Here is a 1853-nt window from a genome sequence, read left to right as displayed (position 1 = left end):
CCTGCCTGTCGCACTGTTTATTTTACCGCTATTTGCTTTAGTTAATGCGGGTGTGGTTTTTAACTTTAGTTCATTTGTTGAAAGCCTCAGTGATTCCGTTGGCTTAGGTATTATTAGTGGTCTTGTTGTTGGTAAGTTTATTGGTATTTCGGGTGCGTGTTGGCTTGCTTTACGCTACAAAATAGGTTGCTTGCCTAAGGGCATTAATCTTCAACATGTTATTGGTGCTTCACTTATCGCTGGGATTGGATTCACCATGTCTACCTTTATTGCTACGTTGGGGTTTGATGGGCAAGCCGAGCATCTTCATAACGCAAAAACATCGGTTTTAGTGGCTTCGGTTCTTTCTGCAATACTTGGGGTTTTATATATTCGAGTGGTTGCCTCAAAAAAGAGCAATAAATCAATTAATTCAACGCCAAAATAGGGCGTGAAGGGGTTAATGGGTATTCAATAATGTGTACTCATTAGTTGTACTTAACCCTTTATTTATCAATTAAACCTATTAGTTAAAACAAGCTATGTGTTGTAGCGAACAGACCAATTAAAATAAATACGCTAATGTCTTATAAAGATTTTTTGGCTTTAAATTAATCTATAAGTGCATGAATTCAAATCTTAAAACTATTTCTTAAATCATTACCCCTAAATTATTACCCTTAAATTATACAGAGGAAGTTATCACCTAGATTGCGAAGCACGCTAGGGCTTATGACAATCTAAAGTAGTAATAAGGCTCCATATTTTTGGTTTCTTAAAAAGGAAAATATTATTTCTACACAAAACGAAAATAATCCAAATTCTAAAAGTAAAAGCGGTCCGCCAGATATCGATAAAGTGATGAGCGGTGCGTTTAAAAAGTATAAGAAGTTGCTGAGTGGAAAATTTAGCACAAGTTTAACCATAGTATTGTTTTTGGGATTGATTGCTACAGGCTATAGCGCAGTCTATACCGTTCCCAGTGATTCAGTTGCTTTGGTATTAAGGTTTGGTAAGTTTCAAGAAATTCTGCCTGCGGGCTTACATGTAAAAATCCCATTAGGTGTTGATCACGTCACAATAGTGCCTACTAAGCGGCAACTAAAGCAGGAGTTTGGTTTTTCGACTCCTGGAGCCTCAGACCCAGATCAAAATATTAATCCTGAAAATAATATTCGCTCATTTGCGCCAAAAATTTCACCTGCAACAAATCAACGCGAAGAAACCCAAATGGTAACTGGCGATTTAAACACTGCGCTGATTGAATGGGTAATTCAATATCGGATAGCCGATCCCCAAAAGTACTTATTTGAGGTGCGCGACCCGGCAGGCACTTTACGATACGTGTCTGAATCAGTTATGCGTGAAGTTGTAGGCGATAGAACTGTAGATGAAGTAATTACCATTGGCAGGCAAGGGATTGAAATTGAGGCATTACAAAAAATGCAGGCATTGGCAACCAAATATGTAATGGGAATTAGTATTGATCAGGTTCAACTAAAAAATATTAACCCACCCGTACCAGTACAAGGGTCGTTCAATGAAGTTAATCAGGCTCAACAAGAAAAAGAAAAGTTGATTAACGAAGCGCGTCGCGAATATAACCGCGTTATTCCGCTTGCTGAGGGGGAGCGCGACCAACGAATAAGAGAGGCTGACGGTTATCGCCTTAAGCGAGTTAATGAAGCTGAAGGCGACGCTTTGCGTTTTAATGCGCTGTTTGCACAGTACCAACTGGCACCTGAGGTAACACGCAGACGAATATATATAGAAACAATGACTGATGTTATGCCAACGATAAAAAATAAAATTATTATCGATAGCGAAGCACGCGGTGTATTACCTTTACTCAATTTAACGTCACTAAAAGGACA

The 1853-nt window shown here is 38.7% G+C and carries 2 protein-coding genes; both read left to right on the top strand.

Going from position 1 to position 1853, the window contains the following annotated elements; all coding sequences use genetic code 11:
- Positions 1-427: Na+/H+ antiporter NhaA (locus L652_RS0102310; protein WP_024603249.1), on the top strand; the 427-nt coding region annotated here is incomplete at its 5' end.
- A 494-nt stretch (positions 428-921) separates the two neighbouring features.
- The coding region (gene hflK, locus L652_RS0102305) for an FtsH protease activity modulator HflK (RefSeq protein ID WP_024603248.1) at positions 922-1853 on the top strand (932 nt) is incomplete at its 3' end.

It is taken from the genome of Pseudoalteromonas sp. TB25, assembly GCF_000497995.1.
In the GTDB taxonomy this organism is placed as follows: Bacteria; Pseudomonadota; Gammaproteobacteria; order Enterobacterales; family Alteromonadaceae; genus Pseudoalteromonas; species Pseudoalteromonas distincta.
Note: the sequence above shows the minus strand (reverse complement) of the source record. Positions and strands in the feature narration are given on the sequence as shown.